At 37.7% G+C, this 17,865-nt stretch carries 15 protein-coding genes; 2 read left to right on the top strand and 13 right to left on the bottom strand.

Features of this window, described 5'->3' with window-relative positions:
- Positions 1-5: 5 nt before the first annotated feature.
- Entirely contained in the window at positions 6-5,105 is a 5,100-nt protein-coding gene (locus PO903_RS06960) for an RHS repeat domain-containing protein (RefSeq protein ID WP_273592976.1), read from the bottom strand.
- Positions 5,106-5,532: 427 nt separating this feature from the next.
- Entirely contained in the window at positions 5,533-6,306 is a 774-nt protein-coding gene (locus tag PO903_RS06955) for a hypothetical protein (RefSeq protein ID WP_273592975.1), read from the bottom strand.
- A gap of 383 nt (positions 6,307-6,689) precedes the next feature.
- Here PO903_RS06955 and PO903_RS06950 point away from each other — a divergent pair, with 383 nt between their 5' ends.
- The gene (locus tag PO903_RS06950; protein ID WP_273592974.1) at positions 6,690-8,105 is read left to right on the top strand and encodes a family 43 glycosylhydrolase; all 1,416 of its coding nucleotides are present in this window, start codon (positions 6,690-6,692) and stop codon (positions 8,103-8,105) included.
- Positions 8,106-8,201: 96 nt separating this feature from the next.
- On the opposite strand, the gene PO903_RS06945 is transcribed toward PO903_RS06950, so the two are convergent.
- Both PO903_RS06945 and PO903_RS06940 read right to left on the bottom strand, forming a co-directional pair.
- Positions 8,202-8,546 (bottom strand): type II toxin-antitoxin system HicB family antitoxin, encoded by a 345-nt coding sequence (locus tag PO903_RS06945; protein ID WP_175425246.1) that lies wholly within the window; start codon positions 8,544-8,546, stop codon positions 8,202-8,204.
- Positions 8,533-8,799: a type II toxin-antitoxin system HicA family toxin gene (locus PO903_RS06940; protein WP_273592973.1), complete on the bottom strand. Its 267-nt coding sequence runs from the start codon at positions 8,797-8,799 to the stop codon at positions 8,533-8,535. Before PO903_RS06940 ends, PO903_RS06945 begins: the two co-directional genes overlap by 14 nt.
- 170 nt (positions 8,800-8,969) lie before the next feature.
- Between PO903_RS06940 and PO903_RS06935 the strand changes: the two genes are divergently transcribed.
- The gene (locus PO903_RS06935) at positions 8,970-10,706 is read left to right on the top strand and encodes a glycoside hydrolase family 13 protein (RefSeq protein WP_273592972.1); all 1,737 of its coding nucleotides are present in this window, start codon (positions 8,970-8,972) and stop codon (positions 10,704-10,706) included.
- 91 nt (positions 10,707-10,797) lie between these two features.
- Here the strand turns inward: PO903_RS06935 and PO903_RS06930 are convergent, their stop codons facing one another.
- The 9 genes from PO903_RS06930 to PO903_RS06890 form a co-directional block, all read right to left on the bottom strand.
- Positions 10,798-12,039, bottom strand: coding sequence for a DUF445 domain-containing protein (locus tag PO903_RS06930; protein WP_273592971.1), 1,242 nt, complete (start codon positions 12,037-12,039; stop codon positions 10,798-10,800).
- A 254-nt stretch (positions 12,040-12,293) separates the two neighbouring features.
- Positions 12,294-12,485 carry a PspC domain-containing protein gene (locus PO903_RS06925; protein WP_069329672.1) on the bottom strand — a complete coding sequence of 64 codons (192 nt, stop codon included), beginning with the start codon at positions 12,483-12,485 and terminating at the stop codon, positions 12,294-12,296.
- 146 nt (positions 12,486-12,631) lie between these two features.
- Complete coding sequence (locus tag PO903_RS06920; protein ID WP_273592970.1) at positions 12,632-14,029, bottom strand: sensor histidine kinase; 1,398 nt, start codon at positions 14,027-14,029, stop codon at positions 12,632-12,634.
- A complete protein-coding gene (locus PO903_RS06915; RefSeq protein WP_069329674.1) occupies positions 14,020-14,682 on the bottom strand; it encodes a response regulator transcription factor in 663 nt (220 codons plus the stop codon). Before PO903_RS06915 ends, PO903_RS06920 begins: the two co-directional genes overlap by 10 nt.
- 15 nt (positions 14,683-14,697) lie before the next feature.
- A complete protein-coding gene (locus tag PO903_RS06910; RefSeq protein WP_069329675.1) occupies positions 14,698-15,465 on the bottom strand; it encodes a lantibiotic immunity ABC transporter MutG family permease subunit in 768 nt (255 codons plus the stop codon).
- Position 15,466: 1 nt separating this feature from the next.
- Positions 15,467-16,222 (bottom strand): lantibiotic immunity ABC transporter MutE/EpiE family permease subunit, encoded by a 756-nt coding sequence (locus tag PO903_RS06905; protein WP_273592969.1) that lies wholly within the window; start codon positions 16,220-16,222, stop codon positions 15,467-15,469.
- Positions 16,219-16,935: a lantibiotic protection ABC transporter ATP-binding protein gene (locus PO903_RS06900; protein WP_273592968.1), complete on the bottom strand. Its 717-nt coding sequence runs from the start codon at positions 16,933-16,935 to the stop codon at positions 16,219-16,221. The genes PO903_RS06905 and PO903_RS06900 overlap by 4 nt, the downstream gene beginning before the upstream one ends.
- A gap of 44 nt (positions 16,936-16,979) precedes the next feature.
- On the bottom strand, positions 16,980-17,465 hold the full coding sequence (locus PO903_RS06895; protein WP_273592967.1) for a NisI/SpaI family lantibiotic immunity lipoprotein: 486 nt from the start codon (positions 17,463-17,465) through the stop codon (positions 16,980-16,982).
- 176 nt (positions 17,466-17,641) lie between these two features.
- Positions 17,642-17,812, bottom strand: a complete 171-nt coding sequence (locus tag PO903_RS06890) for a gallidermin/nisin family lantibiotic (protein ID WP_069329679.1) — start codon at positions 17,810-17,812, stop codon at positions 17,642-17,644.
- Positions 17,813-17,865 lie beyond the last annotated feature (53 nt).

Below are 17,865 nucleotides of genomic sequence, written 5' to 3'. Positions count from 1 at the left end.
ACTCCTTAAAAGCCAGCCAAAACCTTACCATTTTCATCTATGTGATATGATACTTTACCATAAGGTTTTCGAGCCTTCTGATGATATTTTTTTAAAATACTATAATGTGTATCTTGTTCTGAAGAAAGACGAGAGGTTAAGTCATTTGTAGCCCATCTTGTCCATTTACTACCAAATACTACATTTCCATCATATGCATATACTATACCACCATCTACTTTATTTTTTAAAAAATATGATGCTAAATTATCATTTCCAGTAGAAAAGGTAGCCAAATGACCTGCATTGCATGTTAAAAATGTTAATGATGTCATTTTTTTAGATTCTAATTGGCTAAAGTTCCCAATCTTTTGACCTGACGAATTTTTACCACTAATGCTCATTGCATTTGTACTTGTTCCGTCTTGGAAAATAATAACATTTTCACGTGTGTGTGAGATAATGACCACTTCATTTACTTCAACTTGTTTTCCATCTACTACGCCAATATTGTTCCACCCGTCTTCAAATTTTTCAATTGTGTTACTTTCCATCATATTTACTGTATCACCATTTTTTTCGAGTCTTTCTTTCTGAAAATCTGCTTGCGCTTTAAAATTTGAATCTGGATTAGTAGTGTAGAATACATAACTAGCTGCAAATCCTAAAGGATCAATATATATTAATGGACTATTTTCAACATAAGTGTAATTATTTAAACTTAAAGGATTTGTTATCTGCCCCTCATAACTATCTTCATTTAAAAATCTTCCCTGACTTGGATCATAATATCTCGATTTTAAATAATACAATCCCGTCTCACTATCATACGATTCACCTGCATACTTGAAACTGTTGGAGACCGTTTCCTGTTGCTTGGCAATGTTCCCCCACTCGTCATACCCGTAACTGTTCACAATCGTTCCACTGGTATCGACCATCTGCACCACATCACCATGTCCATTGAACAGGTAATAGTAATCTTTACTTGCCGTCTGGTCTTTTTTCACCAATACCCGATCGCCACGGATGTAGGTCGAAGAGTTGCCGTTGCTTCCTTTTTCCGATACCACTTGTCCGCTACCATTGTAGCCGTATTGGGTAGTCGCTGTTCCTGTCGCTTTCTGAGAACGTAGTCCGTCCGGTAAATAGTCGATAGTAGTCTTGGTTCCATCAATTGTTGCAGTGATGAGTTTGTTATCTAGATCATAGCTGTAATTAGATTCTTTAGTCGCCGATGCTTCCTGCGTATCACTCAGCGTTTTCCGATTGCCCCGTAGATCATACGTGTAGCTGGCGGTGCTTCCGTCGATTCGTTTCACGGTTGCTAGGCGGTTGAGCTTGTCGTACGTGTAGGTGGATGTTTTGGCTTCTCCACCATTGAGACTTTCACTCACCGTAAGGATATTACCATTGTTGTCGTACGTGTAACTGTAGGCAGACAACGTGTTACTGCCTTTCGTATTGCTCATCTGACTCAAGCGGTTAAGGGCATCATAGGTAAAGCTTTCTTTGAGCACACTGCCATCCGCTAACGTAGGGAACGTGATCGCTTGTACCATGCCTAACGGCGTATATTCGTAGTTCACATTATTCGCTTTTGCGGTATTGCGTGTCTGTGCGCCGTTCGTCTGAATCTGGCTCAAGCGAAGCTTATCATAGCCATAGTTGGTGAAGAAGCTACTGCCTGACAAGCTATTCTTTTGATTGGTGATCCGGTCAAGCGTATCGTAAGCGACATCCAGACGGGAACTGTATTGGTTCGTTCCGGTCGAGGTCAGGCTGGTGATGCGGTCTTGTTTGTCGATCGTACTGGTCTGAGTCGCAGTCTTCGTGCCGTTCAGATACAGTTCGTGTCGATCGGTTAGGATATTACCCCCACTACCGAAAATGGTTTTGGTTTGTAACGTGTTGCCGTTGGTTGCAGTTAAGGTCGCTACGGTACGTTGACCTCGCTCGTCGTATTGGTAGTTGGTAATCGTTCCGTTGCGATCTCGCATTTCTTCGACTAAGCCACGAGAGCTGTAGCTATTGGCTGTGTTTTTGCCTGACGTATCGGTTTTGTCGGTCAGTTGTCCGGCTTCGTTGTACGCTTTGGTGTATAACGTTTCGCTTTTGCCACCAGAGTCGTTTACAGTGATCTTCGTCAGACCTCCTGTACCGTCGTACGCATAGCGAGTGGTCTGGTCGATCCCATCTTGCACCGCAGTCAGTCGGTTCAAAGCATCATAGGTATAGTTGTTGGTGACTCCACTGCTGTTTTTGGTCTGGTTTGGATCGGTGTAGCTTAGGATATTGCCTTGTAGATCATAGGTGTAGCTTTCTTGAATCGGTTGGCTTTGAGAAGCGCCGTCTTTGAACGCCGTTGTTGTCGCTAGATTGCCGTAAAAATCATAGGATTGTTCCACTGCATTCAGACGGATACTACGGTTATCTGTGTTTGTACGATAAGCGGATACATCTGAAGCTGCAATCGCAAAATGATTGTTTTTCCGCTGGGTCATATGGTTGGCGGTAATATACAGGTTGCCGTAAGGATCGGTCGCTTCGACTTGTTGTCCCCATGCATCATAACTCGCCGTCTGCGTGTTCCCTAGTGGATCGATCGCATAAATCGCTCGTCCTTGATCGTCCGGATGATACTGAGAACGCGTCCAGCCGTTACTTTCGTTGTACGTCTCATCCACTCGCAAAAAGCCAAATCCATCATAGTATGATGATTGACGACTCAGTACGGTAACCGCTCCTGTAGTGGTGTTGGTGTATTGACGAATGGCATCGACCCGCATCGTTAAGATGCCTGCATTGGTGCTATCGGCTTCCGTGCTATACGCCCGATTGGTATAGCCATATTGATCTTCCACAGCATAGACGGTTCCATCCAAGTTGGTGATCGATGGCGATACAATTTTGACTGGGCGACCCAGTGCATCGTATGTTGTAGTCGTGGCTTTGCCGTTGCTGTCGATTTGTTGGGTAGGTAAGCCTGTGCCCATATCATACTTGGTTTGTTGACGAATAACTTGCGTATTTTTGCTACCATCTCTGGCGGTGTTCGTTATGCTTTGTGTCTGTTCGGTAGGGTAAGCATAATTGGTTGCTTCTCCATAAGCTGTCGTTGTTGTGGATGTTACTCCTGAACGGACAGGTTTGGAAATAGTCACTTTTTGAATCTGATGAGCATTCAAAGGAGAAGCTTCGTAACTATACGTTGTTGTTTCACCCGCAGTATTGGTTGTGCTTTGCGGACGACCGTCTGCTGTATAGTTATACTTCTCGCTGACTTGTTTATCAGCGCTTTGATACCACGATTTACTGGCTAATTGTTTGTAGGTATCTTCGTATGCATAGTTGATCGTGTGTTGAGCTTTGGTCGTAGCGTTATTGAAGTCGCTATCTGTCAGAGCGTCAGTCTGACTTTGAATGCCTCCCCAGTCGTTATATATCGTTTCGCTAGTACGTGTAGTGCTACCATCTGCATCTTGTTGAATCGTTTGAGTTACAGTAGGTTTCAGCCTAAAAGTACTATTAAACTCTAAATTATTAACTATAGTCCGTTCACCTTTATTAGTAAGTGTGTCTTCAGATATCAATTTATCAAATCCGTTAAATGTATTGGTCTGTATTAAACCTCCTCTGTTACTATTGGAGGTACTAGAATAACGGTATTCTTGCTCAGTAAGTGGATATCTTTGATTGCTATAACTCCCTACGTAACTATAATCGACACGGTTGTAATCTCCTACAGGTTCAACTTCTTTATCTGCTTGTCGATAAACTTGGTCATAACGAGATTTTATACGATAATCTTTAACAGATCCCTTAGATCCGAGACCATGCACACTAGACTCATAGTTATAATTGGTAACAAGTCTTGGATTTTTGACTTGTTGAAGCAGTGCAAATGGTTCTTGAGCACCCATTGTATCAAGTGGATAATGACTTCCGCGGAAAGTAAATAATCCCACTTTGAGATCATATTCAAATAGTTTTTCTTCGTTCAAGCTATTTTGGACGCTACGTAACAAGGGAGCATAACCATTCTCACTATCCAAACTGATTCTACTTTTAGTAAAAACAACTCTTTTTATTTCTTTACTTGTATTATCTTTTGCAATTACTGTTATATTATCTCCCTGAAAATCAGATTTTCTTAAATTACTATCATACTTAAATTCAATAGTCCTATTTAAACTATCTGTAATTTTTGAAATAACTTTACTCATTTTAGGCAATATAGGTGTCTGATTAACTTTGTCATTGTAAGCTTCATGATCTATATAATTAAAAACTATTTTGTTATTAAAGCGATCTACTATCCCTATTAATCTTCCGTCTTTTGAAAAGTATTCTCTTTTTTTATTTGCATTTTCTAAATAATATGCTGAGTTTTCTTCTCCATTATTAAATGATCCCGAATCAATTACAAATCTTAAATCTTTTCCTTGATAAAGATATAAATTCATTTCTGTTGTAGGTCCATTACCTGCACTATTGTAATCTAATCTATATGCAGCACCTTCACCGTTATGGTAGTACATATAATTTTCTTCAACTTGCACAGAAGGAAATTGAAATGACCAACCTAATCCTAAATCATATCGATTTAACAAATAATTTTCTTTAAATGTTCTTGCGTATCCTTTTTTATTACTTATACGTTCATATGGTGAAGATTCATTCGAATTATACATAATTCCTAGATTTAAATCTAAACCATCTCTACCTGGAAAACTCATTTCGTTATGTTTCCACGTCAAGCTACCTGAAGCTGGATCAATCAATTCATTTTCCTTATTATATTCTGCAAATTGAATTTTATTAGTCTGATGAATAGATTGCATTGCAATCAGTCCATTCAAAACACTAGTGTATTTTGAATCTAAATCGTCTGTAGCTTGACTAGTCGCTGCTGCCAAAAAACGTTTACTACTTTTACCTAAAAATTGTTCTTGAGTATCTGTATAAATATCATCGGTGACGGAAGGAAAAAATATATCTTCTCCTATATATTTACTCTCTAAGTGTTTCCAGCTAAAATTCTCAATTTTCTTTTCTTCCCATATTTTTCTGGGATCTATATTAGTCTTTTTAGAAAGAAATGCTACCCAGTATACATCTAGCAACTCTCCTCCTTCCATAACTATTTGTTCAACTTGTGTCATATCTAATAGAGAAAGACTTTGCTTTTCATTATTTGAGTCAGCAGAATCTGCAAAGATTGAGAATTTTTGCTGAGATTTAGAAATTGAGTGTTTTATATCTAAATTATTTATTTTTGTTGATAACGTTGTTAGTTCATAATCTTCTGATAAATCTGTGTCACTGTAAACTTCATTACGTACAGTTTTTGTATCTACACTCCATTGTTGAGAAGCGTCTGTTAATGATACGCTAGTTTTACTTGGTGGCATTATATCTTTCAAAGAAATTTTATCGGATTTTATTGCACCATAAGCTGGTTGGTAAGCAAATGTTATCAATAAAATGATTGCTAATATAGTATATGTTTTCCTCTGTATATGTTTTACTCTTTTCAATTCGTAATCCCCTTTAAGAAATAGTATTTATTATTAGAATTTCATTTAGCTCGCTTTTGATTCCATTTCGATTACTAATAACCAAACGGACTGTATGCTGAAATAATCCTGGAACATCTTCCCATCTATTTTTCTTATTATTTTTTTTTCGATATTGTGTACCTTCACCTATCAATGGAATTTGGTCTTTCGCAAAACCCGCAGTATGATTATTGTAAGATGAATATACTTGATAAACATCTTCTCTAGACTCTCCCATTCTTGCAAGTCCAGCATATTTGCCATTAATATATATCTCAACTTTAGCGATACCTACTGGATCTAAATACCATCCATGTATATGAATAAATCTACTTTGATTATCATATGAAGCTTGATCAAATTGATAAATTACTCCAAGATTGGATTGAGTCGGCACAGGAACCGGTGGCGGTGTGACTGATGGATCAAAAACTGGCACAGGTGTTGGTGGAGTAGGCTCTGGTTGCGGGACAGGTGTTGGCGTTGGAGCTGGCGTAACAACAGGAGCTTGTGGATTGATTTGACTGCTGTAATCCCCTTTTTCCACGTGCTTACGTAATAGATTTCCATTGGCATCGTACGTAAATGTGGTCTTCTCAGTCGTGGTATACGTGGTGGAGAGTCTTCCATTGATATCGTACTCATAGATTTTACTAGCGCCTGCCCATGTCGTGGACGCGAATGATAAAGTGAGACTGCTGATTAGCAGTGCAGATAAAGCTATTTTCCGAATCTTATGTATCGGAGTAGTATTGTGTTTATTCATGTGTTTCTACGTTTCCCCTTTGATCGTCTCGCTTCTGCGATAAAGCGTTAGACTGATATGATATTTTATTGTCCAAATAGTAAGTTAGCATTGCATAGTATTTGACGTATATTGCTAGATGTAGAGATGGTGCAATTTAGACTACCCTCCTTCAACTTTCTATTATAGAATATGTTACCAAAATAGATTATAACCACCATTCACAATCTTTAGCTACTGTATTTTTATGTCATTATTTCGTTATTATTTTATTGTAAACGCTTACAAAAATACTTAAGATTAATTTGAAGTCTCCCTTCTTTTGTAGAGAGACTATCTTAGAATGACCGAAGGAGGTTTTTATTATTTTACAAATCTCTTGGCAATTTTCACGTAAAACGCTGATGTTATGGCTTAGTCTGGTGCTTGTTATCACTGGCTTAGGTGTTAACGGGCAATCTGCTCAAGCGGCTAGTACTACGATTACCAATGGCACCAACTGGACAGATACCGCGGGTAATCCGATCCAAGCCAACAGTGGTAATATTCTCAAAGTCGGAGCTACATACTACTGGTACGGTGAACATGCAACCAACGGTAAATTTGATAAAGTTAACGTATATACTTCCACTGATCTTAAAAACTGGACATTTGGCAACAGCATCCTCACCAAAAATTCCGCTACTGAACTTAATTCCAGTAAGATTGAACGCCCCAAAGTGATCTACAATGCAACAACGAAAAAATATATTCTCTGGGCACATTATGAAAATGGTAGTGATTATTCGCTAGCTCGTGTAGCTGTAGCGACTAGTGATACACCCGATGGTAATTTCACGTATAAAGGAAGCTTCCGTCCGCTCGATTATGAATCCCGTGATATGACGGTATTTGTAGATACAGATAATAAAGCTTATCTCATTACAGCTTCTCGTCAAAATAATGGTGGTGCCAACAACTCGATGGCAATCTTCCGCTTAACCGATGATTATACAGGTGTCGCTTCTTTGGTCGGTTGGGTATTCGAAGGAGCTTATCGGGAAGCACCTGCGGTTGTGAAAAAAGGAAGTAAATATTATCTGTTCACTTCTCAAGCTTCTGGCTGGTATCCGAATCAAGGCGGTTATGCAACAGCTTCTTCGATAACAGGTACATGGTCGGCACTGTCTCCTTTTGGCGATCCTTCTGCTTATGCGACACAGATCCATTCCATCGCTACCATTACAGGTAGTGCAGGTACCAGTTATATTTATATGGGGGATCGCTGGAATCCGCTTAACCTCAGTGACCACAAGTTTATCTGGTTACCTTTAACCTTAAATGATAGCAACAGCACAGCTACATTGAATTGGTACAGCAGTTGGAATATAGATGCCGCTACAGGTACAGTGAGCTTGCCAACGTTGACCAACCATGCTCTGGGTAAACCCGCAACTGCCATTTCTACCGCTTCTTCTTCTGCAACAAGCAATGCCAATGATGGTAATGCTCAGACTTCTTGGGCGGCTGCTTCTGCAACATGGCCGGCATGGTGGCAAGTCGATCTAGGCGCTGCGAAAAAGATTAGTGAAGTAGATATTTCATGGTTTATGTACAAAGGTTCTGAGGCTTATTATAAATACAAAATTGAATACAGCACCGATGGCATAAATTATACGACGATTGATCGCACAACCAATACCACCTATGGCTTTACAACGGATGCAGTGTCATTTACGGCTCGTTATGTACGTATTAATATGGTAAATGCTGTACTCCATAACAATCCCAACAACTGGTATACTCCAACTTTGCACGAAGTCCGATTGATGGGTAGTTAAGAGCATTGAGAACAGTTCAGTAATATAACAAAAGAACCTTAATCCCTCAGCATGTATGGGGTTAAGGTTCTTTTTACTATCTTTTGCTTACTCCTTTTATATCAACGTACCCACTTCTTTTTCTGCATCTTGTTGAATATGTTCTGCAATCCATTGATTCAGACTTTTTCCAGCTTTGTATGCTGCAATCGTAATCAACTGATGATTTTCTGGTGATATCCTAAGTGTTAACTGACCCGAATATGGCTTACTCGGTTCTTCTCCTCTTTCTGCACAAAAGTCTAAATAATCATCTACCGATTCTTGAAAAGCAATTCGAAGTTCTTCGACAGAAGTAGCTTGAAAAGTAACGACATCTTTGATATTCATAACTTCGCCATGTAAAATTTCAGCTTCGCTATCATATTGAGCAACACCTACATACCCTTTATATTTCATCATGATTATATACACCTGCCTCTATTAAAAATTTACGTATTGATTTCACTGCACCTTTATCTGTTTCCTTTTTAGGATGTGGACGGTGAAAAACAGCTCTAACTCCATTTAAATAGAAACGAACACGCGAACCATTTCCTTCTGTAATCTCTGCACCACAAGCTTTTAATAACGATTCAATATCTGTCCATTCAATATTAGAACGTAAAGGATCTTCAAAAATATCTATTAATGTATTACGTTGCTTATTGTTCATATTATGATACCATCCTTTGATACCATTATACTTAACCTGTTTTTATTTTTCTAGTCATATATAGTGAGGGCTCATTATTTCTTTTGAACGTCCTGCGATTGTTGTCATGTATGAAGGGGTAATACTTAGTAAGTAACTAGATATGTTACATCAGAACAGGAGACTGACAAATGAAGACGATTATGAAGCCAGAATTCTGGAAAGAAAGTGTTGTTTACGAAATTTATCCTCGTAGTTTTAAAGATAGCAATAATGATGGCATCGGCGATATTCCGGGAATTCGTTCGAAATTAGACTACTTACAACAATTGGGAGTCGATATTTTGTGGCTGACTCCTGTATATGTTTCTCCTAATGTTGATTATGGATACGATATTAAAGAACACCGTGATATTCAACCCGAATATGGAACGATGGATGATTGGAAAGAGTTACTTGACGATGTGCATCGTCGTGGAATGAAGTTGATTATGGATCTAGTGGTGAATCATACATCAGATCAACATGAATGGTTCCAACAAGCGATCTCTTCTCCAGACAATCCTTATCGTGATTACTATATCTGGCAAGCACCCAAAGAAGATGGATCAGCACCTAACAATTGGATCTCTTACTTGGGAGATTCTATGTGGAAATTAGATGAAGCTTCTAATGAATACTATTTACATTCTTATAGTGAAAAGCAACCCGATCTCAATTGGGAGAATCCTAAAGTCCGTCATGATATGAAAGAAATGATGCGCTTCTGGCTAGATCTAGGCATTGATGGGTACCGGATTGATGCTGTTAATATGATCTCCAAAGATACCAGCTTCCCGGATGCACCCCCATCTGACAAACTTCAAGCCAATGCTGAAGGATTTTATAAAAATGGTCCACGGATTCACGAATATTTACATGAATTATATACCGATGTTTTTTCTCATTATAAAATGTTTACCGCAGGCGAAGCGGCAAGCGTCTCTATCGACGATGTTAAAAAATACACAAATCCAGATCGTGAAGAAATGAGCATGGTCTTGATGATTGAAGCATCCAAAGTCTGTGATGCAGATAATGATATGTGGCAAAGTAAAGACTGGTCGCTTCATGATCTCAAAGAAATCATCGCTAAATGGGAAGAAGATATTTATGGACAAGGTTGGATGGGAATCTATCTCAGCAACCATGACCACCCGCGTCTTGTTTCCTATCTAGGACATGAAGGTGAGTATCGTACAGATTCTGCCAAAATGCTAGCGATGTTCTTACTGACACTACGTGGTACCCCTTATATTTATCAAGGGGATGAGATCGGAATGACCAATGCTGAACATATGAAAACGATAGAAGATGTCAAAGAACAACAAGCTCAAGGATATTACAAACAAATGGTGGAAGAAAAAGGAGAAGATCCTGAAGTCATTATGGAGCGCATTCGTGCTAAAGCTAGGGACAATGCTCGTACCCCGATGCAATGGGACGACAGCGAACATGCTGGATTCTCTACAGCAACGCCTTGGATACCTGCTCATTCCAACAAAGCAGAGATCAATGTAGCTCAGCAATTGGAAGACGAAGACTCTGTTTTTCATTTCTATCGTAAAATGATCGGCATTCGCAAAGAAAGTTCGGCTCTAATCTATGGTAAATATGCTTGCGAACTTTCAGATGATCCGTATATTTTTGCATACACTCGTGAATGGAATGACGAACACTGGTTGATCATCCTGAACTTCTCCAAATCTTCTACAGACCTGCAATTGCCCGAGCAACTGGTAGAGCGTATTCAGCACTCTGAATTAATGATAGGTACACATGGAGAACACTCCGAAGAAGTTGTACAAGCATTGAAATCAGGTCAACAAACAACATTACATCCCTATGAATCGTTAGCTTTCCGAGGATTGTCGATTTTAGATCAATAAATATATCATCTAGTACCATCTGCATATGTATATAACCAAAAAGGTATCTTTCGCTGTAGATCACAGTGAAGATACCTTTTCTTATGAGACATTAGATTAATTGAATAAGCGATAAAATAATACCGACTAAGAAACCACAGACCGCACCATTTACACGAATCCATTGCAAATCTTGTCCTACTTTTTCTTCTAACATATAGACCAATGCAGCATCGTCCATCCGATCCAGATTTTCTTTAACCAGAATTCCGATACGATAATGATTTTTCTCAACGGTACGAATAATCCCTTGTAGTAGACGATCTTCCCACACCGCTACTTTTTGCGGGTCTTTACCTAGATCGCGGATAATCGAGCGATAGATTGCAAATACATGACGACCGCCACCATCTCGCTCTTGTTCTAGCATAGAGATCAATAGACGACGCAACTCTTCCAGACGCTCCATCATGAATGCATTCGCAAATTCACCTTGGATTAACTCTGCGGTCCAGTCTTTGATTTTCAGCCAGTTATCTTCTTCATCCACTACCTGGAACATCTGGATACGCAGTTCACGGATAATGGCTTCACGGTATTCACTATCTTTTTCCTGTAATTTGCCAACACCGGAAATGATCATATTTTGCAAAATGCTACCTAGACTTTCTTCATTCATCATGCCTGCGAAAGCTTGAAAAGCAAAACCTTTCAATCCACCCATGTTGATGTTAGCTAATTGCTCGTGCGCAATTTTACCCATCGTATCACGACTTTGTGGACGAGCCGCCCATGTGCGTACTTCTTTCAAAATATGATCTAATGCTTTCTCATCATAACGCTCGTTAAGTGCATTCGTTAATACGGTTGTTGCCGCAGACTGTAAATCTGCTTTTTGTGTATAGTTCGCCAACCCTTTACCAATAAATGTAGCTACAGGCTCAAGAGGCAAACGTTCAATCGGTGGAATCATCATATTTAACAGCTCACGCCGCATTTTCTTTTTGCCCAATTGACGAGTTAACATCGACAGTGCAAACGGGAAAATACGGAATTGACGCAATTTATTTTCGATACTTTCTTTGTTGAGCAATTCATTCTCCATCGCTGAGATTAGAGAGCGAATAATTTTATCTCGATTACGGGTCAAAAGTGATGTATGCGGAATCGGAATACCAAGTGGATGACGAAATAATGCAGTCACCGCAAACCAGTCCGCGATCCCTCCGACAAGACCGGCTTCAAAGCCGCCTTGAATAATCAACAATAACGTTGTTTTCGGAAAAAACAGAGTGGCTATAAATCCAAGCGCCATAATCGCTAAAGATCCACCCGCCAAATATTTTGATTTCATAACTTTCCTCCTCTTGATGGTGACAGCGCATGAATCTGCCGGGGATTTCCATTCCATAGTATAGCATATGAGCTGGTACTATATTAAATTATCAGGCAGATAAATACATAGATGACATAGCTACTTTATCAATCGAGAACATGGAGAAAGTTAGAATAAGCTTATTTATATTATAATAAGTACAAAAACCAAAAATCGCATTCTTCTACATGTAGAAGAAAATGCGACTTTTGATCATATGCAATTCATATACATCAATACGTTGATTCTTTCGGTACAAATAATAAAGCAAGTACATAAACCAGCAAACTAGCACCACTTGTAGCAAATACACTAATTACAAATAAAATCCGTAACAGACTTGCATCGATATTCCAACTTTCTGACAGTCCACCAATTAAACCAGTAACGTACTTATCCCGATTAGAACGATACAATTTTCTCATTATTGATCTCCTCTTTCTTATTCTCTTTCTTATATCATAGAAAATAGGAGTCTTCTTTCCAACCGCCTAAGGACGGTTTTATGGTTTGGACTTTAGTCGGGGATCATACTAGTCAGATTGGAATTAGAATACCGATCTATATTTAATTAGATTGCAGAACTTACATTTAGTTCAACTTTTACTTGTCCACTTCCTGTAACAGGATCATTTTGAAGAAGTAGAGTACCGTTGTGCAATTTGATCACGTATTCTGCAAAAGTTAAACCCATACCGTAGTGTCCATCAGAGTTGCGGCTTTTATCTCCTCTGTAAAATAATTGAACGCCTTTTTCTAATGCTTCAGACGAAAATCCATTACCTTGATCGGTAATAGTGAAAAAAATCCGCTGATTTTGGTAAGCCATATCAAGCATTATTTTACCTTGTTCAGGTGTATAATCTACTGCATTTGTTAAGATATTCATAAGTGCACGATGTAATAAAGATGGATCAATATAGATATCAATATCATCTTGGTGTTCTGTTTTATATACAATCTCTACAGATTTATATTTACTGTATGCTTTGGTATCTTCAATCAAGTTATATACCAATGCGGATAAAGACACATTATTTTTCTGAACAGTCAGTGCTTCTTCTGTTTTGGACATCATAATTAATAAACGAATATGTTGTTCAATTTTGTCACCTGCATTTAAGATGTACTTTGTATACAAAGACTGCTCTTCACTTTGGTCAGACAATGATAATAATTCTGCATTTCCTTTAATAATAGTAACTGGAATTTTAATATCATGAGCCAAAGCGGCAATCTGTTCTTTTTTGGTATGCTCTAACTTCCACTGTGTTTCTAAAGAGTTTTTAAGTGCATCTCTCATTTCAATCAAAGATACCATCACGTCATCGAACTCTTGAATAGTAGAATGTTGCTGTTCAAAGTCCAAATCTTGATTTTTAATACTGTTTGTCATTTTACTCAATATATTTAAGTTTTTGCTAAATTGCTTAGCAAAAATAGTTGTAATGATAAAAGAAGCAGTAATAATAAGACCGATTAAAATGACGATACTCGTCCACTCGAAATCTGGTAAATATTTTTTTAATACAGGTGAACTAAATTGTGGACGTAAGTACGATTGAATAACACAATAATCTTGTTCTCGTTCGATCACACTGTATACCTTTTGCCCATAATATGTTGGAACATTTCCTGCAACAACTTTTCTAGCTATAGCAATATCTTTTTCTTCCATATTGCCATACCATTTATTCTCATTTTTTTTGTCTAACACAATATATGCCGAACCTGGTGGAATAACAGCTTCCGTAACAACAGATGCAGATTTCACTTTTGGTGCAATTTGATTAATATATTGTTCATTATAATTCGCAGGTAAAATAAACCCAATAAGCATCGCTGCCCATGTAAAAATTAAATACAATACAATCATAACGATACAACTAATGCCTAGCACAGAAATATACTTGAATAATTCTCTACGCATTGTTGTTTTGCGGTAATTTTGCTTTCTTTTTATTCCCACTTGTATCCTACACCCCAGACGGTTTTGATAGGGATCTCATTACAACCTTTACACTTTTTGCGTATAGCACGAATAAATTCTGTAATCGTAGAATGCAGTGCATTTCCATCTAGACCGTATACCTCATCATAAATTTCTTCTCGCGTAAATACTCTTCCTTTATGCCTAGCAAGAAATTCACATATTTTATATTCGTTTTTAGTTAGTAATAATTTTTCTTCTGCAAACCATACTTCTTTACTATCAAAATCAAATGTAAAACCAGAAATGGTTTGTTTTGAACCTGCTTTATCCCGATGCTCTCTTCTTAAATGTGCACTTACTCTAGCACTCAATGCTTGCACACCAAAAGGTTTGGTAATATAGTCGTCTCCACCATTCATTAGACCTTGAACAATATCTTCTTCATCAGATTTAGCTGTCAAAAATAAAATAGGACAATCTACAAAGGAACGGATCTGTTTACAAAACGTAAAGCCATCCATCTCAGGCATCATGACATCAAGTAAAATCAGATCATATCCTTGTACGTTATCAATCGTTAACATGTCAGCTCGTTCTTCAATAGACACAAGATGATGATCCCGTTGCAAAATATTACGAATCAAAGCAAGAATATCTTTGTCATCGTCAATAGCTAATATGTTTGCCAATTTTCTTCACCTCAATTATTCATAAAACTTTTTGCCTTCCCATTTGCGAAACCATAATAGGCTAACAATGAAAACAATAACTGTGATTATCATGAACAAAATTTGACCTTGTTGAAAATCAGAATGAACAGCAGACTTAATATTCGAGTTAAAATTTCCTAGACGTAAGACACCTACACTGTCTGCAAAACGAACGCCCCACGCCCACGGTATGTATTTCCATATTCCATCACCCAACCCTGTAATCATCAGAGCCGATACCAATAACCCCAAGCCACCACATAAACTGGAGGCTCCTAAGCCAAATGTAAAACTTACCCATAAATAGATCATATATAGTATAACACTACTCGCAATCAACCACCCTGCCCCTTGAAAAAAAACGAGATAAGGGATATTAGGTATATTTAAAATATAGCGCATACCCATAAGAAATGTGAAGATAGCCAAACCGACAGAAATAATATTCCCTATTACTAAAAATAATAATTTGCTGATATAACTCATTTCTTTAAGTGCAGCACTTCCTAATAACACTTGAAATTTGCCTGCTTTTTCCTCTTGAGTAGCTACAATACCGCATAAAATACTAATAGCTAAAGGTAAAATAACACCAATCGCTTCAAGAAAATTTGAATATGTATTCAGTGGTTGTGAAACGCGACCACTGATGTATGCCAAAAAAAGACCAGAACCTACAATAGGAGCAATAAGGTGTACCCAAAGAAAAGCAGTATGTTTCACCTTTTGAAAATCCGCTATTAAAAGTCTCCATAATACCATATTAGATTCCTCCCTGCTTTTTCAAATAGGCAGTTGCCACACGATTAAAGCTACTTGCACTACACAAAGTCACTATCACAAAAAAGCAAATAGATAATGCCAGACCCACCGGAACCACTTGTAGATTCCATAATGGGCTACCTACAGGCAAAGGCACTCCATTAGGATGAACACCTACGATTGGACTCATCATACGAATAGACCAACTCCAAGGACTTATCCACCATTGCGATTGTGTCGCTAAAGCAATACCTAACAAAAATCCCCCTGCAATATTAACGACCAAAGTCACCACAAATCCCCAACGTTTCGCAAGAAATAAACAAAAAGGAATCTGCCATAACGTAGATAGCCATAATACAGCACTAGCCTCTATGATTTTAATATACGATATAGAATTGCCTGGAAGTACCATACTAATTAACATCATCATAACAACAAAAAAGGTCAGCATTATAAACATATATAAAGCGATAATAATCGTTTTGCTATACCAGATCGTCGATAATGATACAGGCAACGTAAAGATTCCGTTATAGTTAGCTGCTTTTTGTTCTTTTTGATGAGACAAAGCACATAAAATAGCAATAGTAAGGGGAATAAATAAAATAGACCACCAATTAAATGTATTTGTGATTAAAAAAGATGGATTCATAAAAAAAGAAAACCCAATATTAAATAAAGGAACAGCAATCAATAATTTACGCGAAAAGGTTCTTTTAAATTTAAGGTTTTCTGATTTCAAATATTGCATCATACGACGACACCTACTTTCTGTCTGCTTTCTTTAACCACATTCATAAATAATTGTTCAAGATCTTCATCTGGATTTACTATTCCTTGATAGCCCAAAATACCATCACTAATAATACCGATATGATCTGCTATTTGTTCAACTTCTGATAAAATGTGACTGGACAAAATAACTGTAATACCTGCTTGCGGAAAAGAACGAATTAAAGCTCTGAGTTCTTGAATACCGATAGGATCAAGTCCATTTGTAGGCTCATCCAAAACAAGTAACGTAGGATGATTAATTAAAGCAATCGCGATGCCTAGCCGTTGTTTCATCCCCATCGAGAACTGTCCTGCACGTTTTTTGCGTGTATGCGTCATATCTACTTGCTCTAACACTTCAGCAATGCGTTGATCTGAAAGACCGAGCAGAGTAGCATGTACTTTCAAATTCTCATAGGCCGTCAAATTTTCGTATAGCGGAGGCGCTTCGATAAGTGCTCCAATCTGCTTTAAATCTTTTCGACTCCATGGATGTCCATCAAATATAATTTCTCCACCGCTAGGATGAAGTAAACCTGTTAACATTTTTAACGTTGTCGATTTACCTGCTCCATTAGGGCCTAACAATCCAAAAATACTATTTTTTTGAACTTGTAATGAAACATCTATGACTGCTTTCTCTTTACCAAATGTTTTCTGAAGATGTTTAATTTCTAATAAAGGAGTTGTCATGGTCTCTACCTCTCTCTTATATCTATCGTTTGACAGAAGAAGTTTTACGAATGTGTAATTAAAGTAGCACGATACAATTGGTGGTTAAATTCTACAATGATTTCTTCTTTGTCTTGTTTATTTTGGGATTTGATACTATACACCGATCCATAGACCATTGGTTTTTTTTCTCTTATTTTTTTGGGATCTTTGTACACATATGGCTGTTTAAGTTCATTAGCTGTCCATCGTTTTCCATTTTGATCCACATAATAACTTTGACTTATTGTTCCGATCAATGACCCTTTACTGTTGTTATCCACTTTGTTTTGTAATTGATACGTTTTGTCTTCATATACAAACTGATCCACTTTTCCTTCATCAATCAATTGTTGAATAGTAGTCGTATGAGCAGAATCTGAATCCACAGTAAAATGTGCTGTTTTTTGCGTTTCTGTCACTACCTTGTGTGTGAATTCATCTATGCTTTGACATGCTGATAAAGTAAAAACAGCAGTCATTGCCAAAAAGTATAATCCTTTTTTGTTCATTGCTATGTCTCTCCTTTATCGAAAATTAAGATAAAAAAGCGAGTGAAGATAAAAGACCACTCCCCTAGAAATCTGGTTCGTATTCTTCCTCTCACTCGCTATCTGATAGAGTATAATTCGGGAATGATATATTCTATCGCTTATGTGTATACATATGTATGTATACCTGTACTATATTACTTACTGATATGACAGTTACATGTTGCAGTTTGAATGAAACATGTTTGCAAAACACCAGTTACACAGCCAGGTGTACAGAAACTTTGACTTTTCCATTGTGGTTCGATTTGATTCGATTGTTTAGGAGTTTGTACCAAATCAAGATCGAAATCATTAAATTTAGCCATTAGGGTTAGCTCCTTTCCTTTGGGATACCTTTATTATAAAAGCGATTTATCAA

Origin of the sequence: Paenibacillus sp. PK4536 (assembly GCF_028594455.2) — a bacterium.
Classification (GTDB): domain Bacteria; phylum Bacillota; class Bacilli; order Paenibacillales; family Paenibacillaceae; genus Saccharibacillus; species Saccharibacillus nuruki.
The sequence above is the reverse complement of the archived record's forward strand: the minus strand, read 5'-3'. Positions and strand labels throughout refer to the sequence as shown.

Excerpts from the sequence above, each read along its gene's own strand:
- PO903_RS06895 (WP_273592967.1), bottom strand. The coding sequence starts at position 17,465 with ATGAACAAAAAAGGATTATACTTTTTGGCAATGACTGCTGTTTTTACT.
- PO903_RS06930 (WP_273592971.1), bottom strand. The coding sequence starts at position 12,039 with ATGAAATCAAAATATTTGGCGGGTGGATCTTTAGCGATTATGGCGCTT.
- PO903_RS06935 (WP_273592972.1), top strand. The coding sequence starts at position 8,970 with ATGAAGACGATTATGAAGCCAGAATTCTGGAAAGAAAGTGTTGTTTAC.
- PO903_RS06910 (WP_069329675.1), bottom strand. The coding sequence starts at position 15,465 with ATGGTATTATGGAGACTTTTAATAGCGGATTTTCAAAAGGTGAAACAT.
- PO903_RS06890 (WP_069329679.1), bottom strand. The coding sequence starts at position 17,812 with ATGGCTAAATTTAATGATTTCGATCTTGATTTGGTACAAACTCCTAAA.
- PO903_RS06905 (WP_273592969.1), bottom strand. The coding sequence starts at position 16,222 with ATGATGCAATATTTGAAATCAGAAAACCTTAAATTTAAAAGAACCTTT.
- PO903_RS06925 (WP_069329672.1), bottom strand. The coding sequence starts at position 12,485 with ATGAGAAAATTGTATCGTTCTAATCGGGATAAGTACGTTACTGGTTTA.
- PO903_RS06900 (WP_273592968.1), bottom strand. The coding sequence starts at position 16,935 with ATGACAACTCCTTTATTAGAAATTAAACATCTTCAGAAAACATTTGGT.
- PO903_RS06945 (WP_175425246.1), bottom strand. The coding sequence starts at position 8,546 with ATGATGAAATATAAAGGGTATGTAGGTGTTGCTCAATATGATAGCGAA.
- PO903_RS06950 (WP_273592974.1), top strand. The coding sequence starts at position 6,690 with ATGTTATGGCTTAGTCTGGTGCTTGTTATCACTGGCTTAGGTGTTAAC.
- PO903_RS06955 (WP_273592975.1), bottom strand. The coding sequence starts at position 6,306 with ATGAATAAACACAATACTACTCCGATACATAAGATTCGGAAAATAGCT.
- PO903_RS06940 (WP_273592973.1), bottom strand. The coding sequence starts at position 8,799 with ATGAACAATAAGCAACGTAATACATTAATAGATATTTTTGAAGATCCT.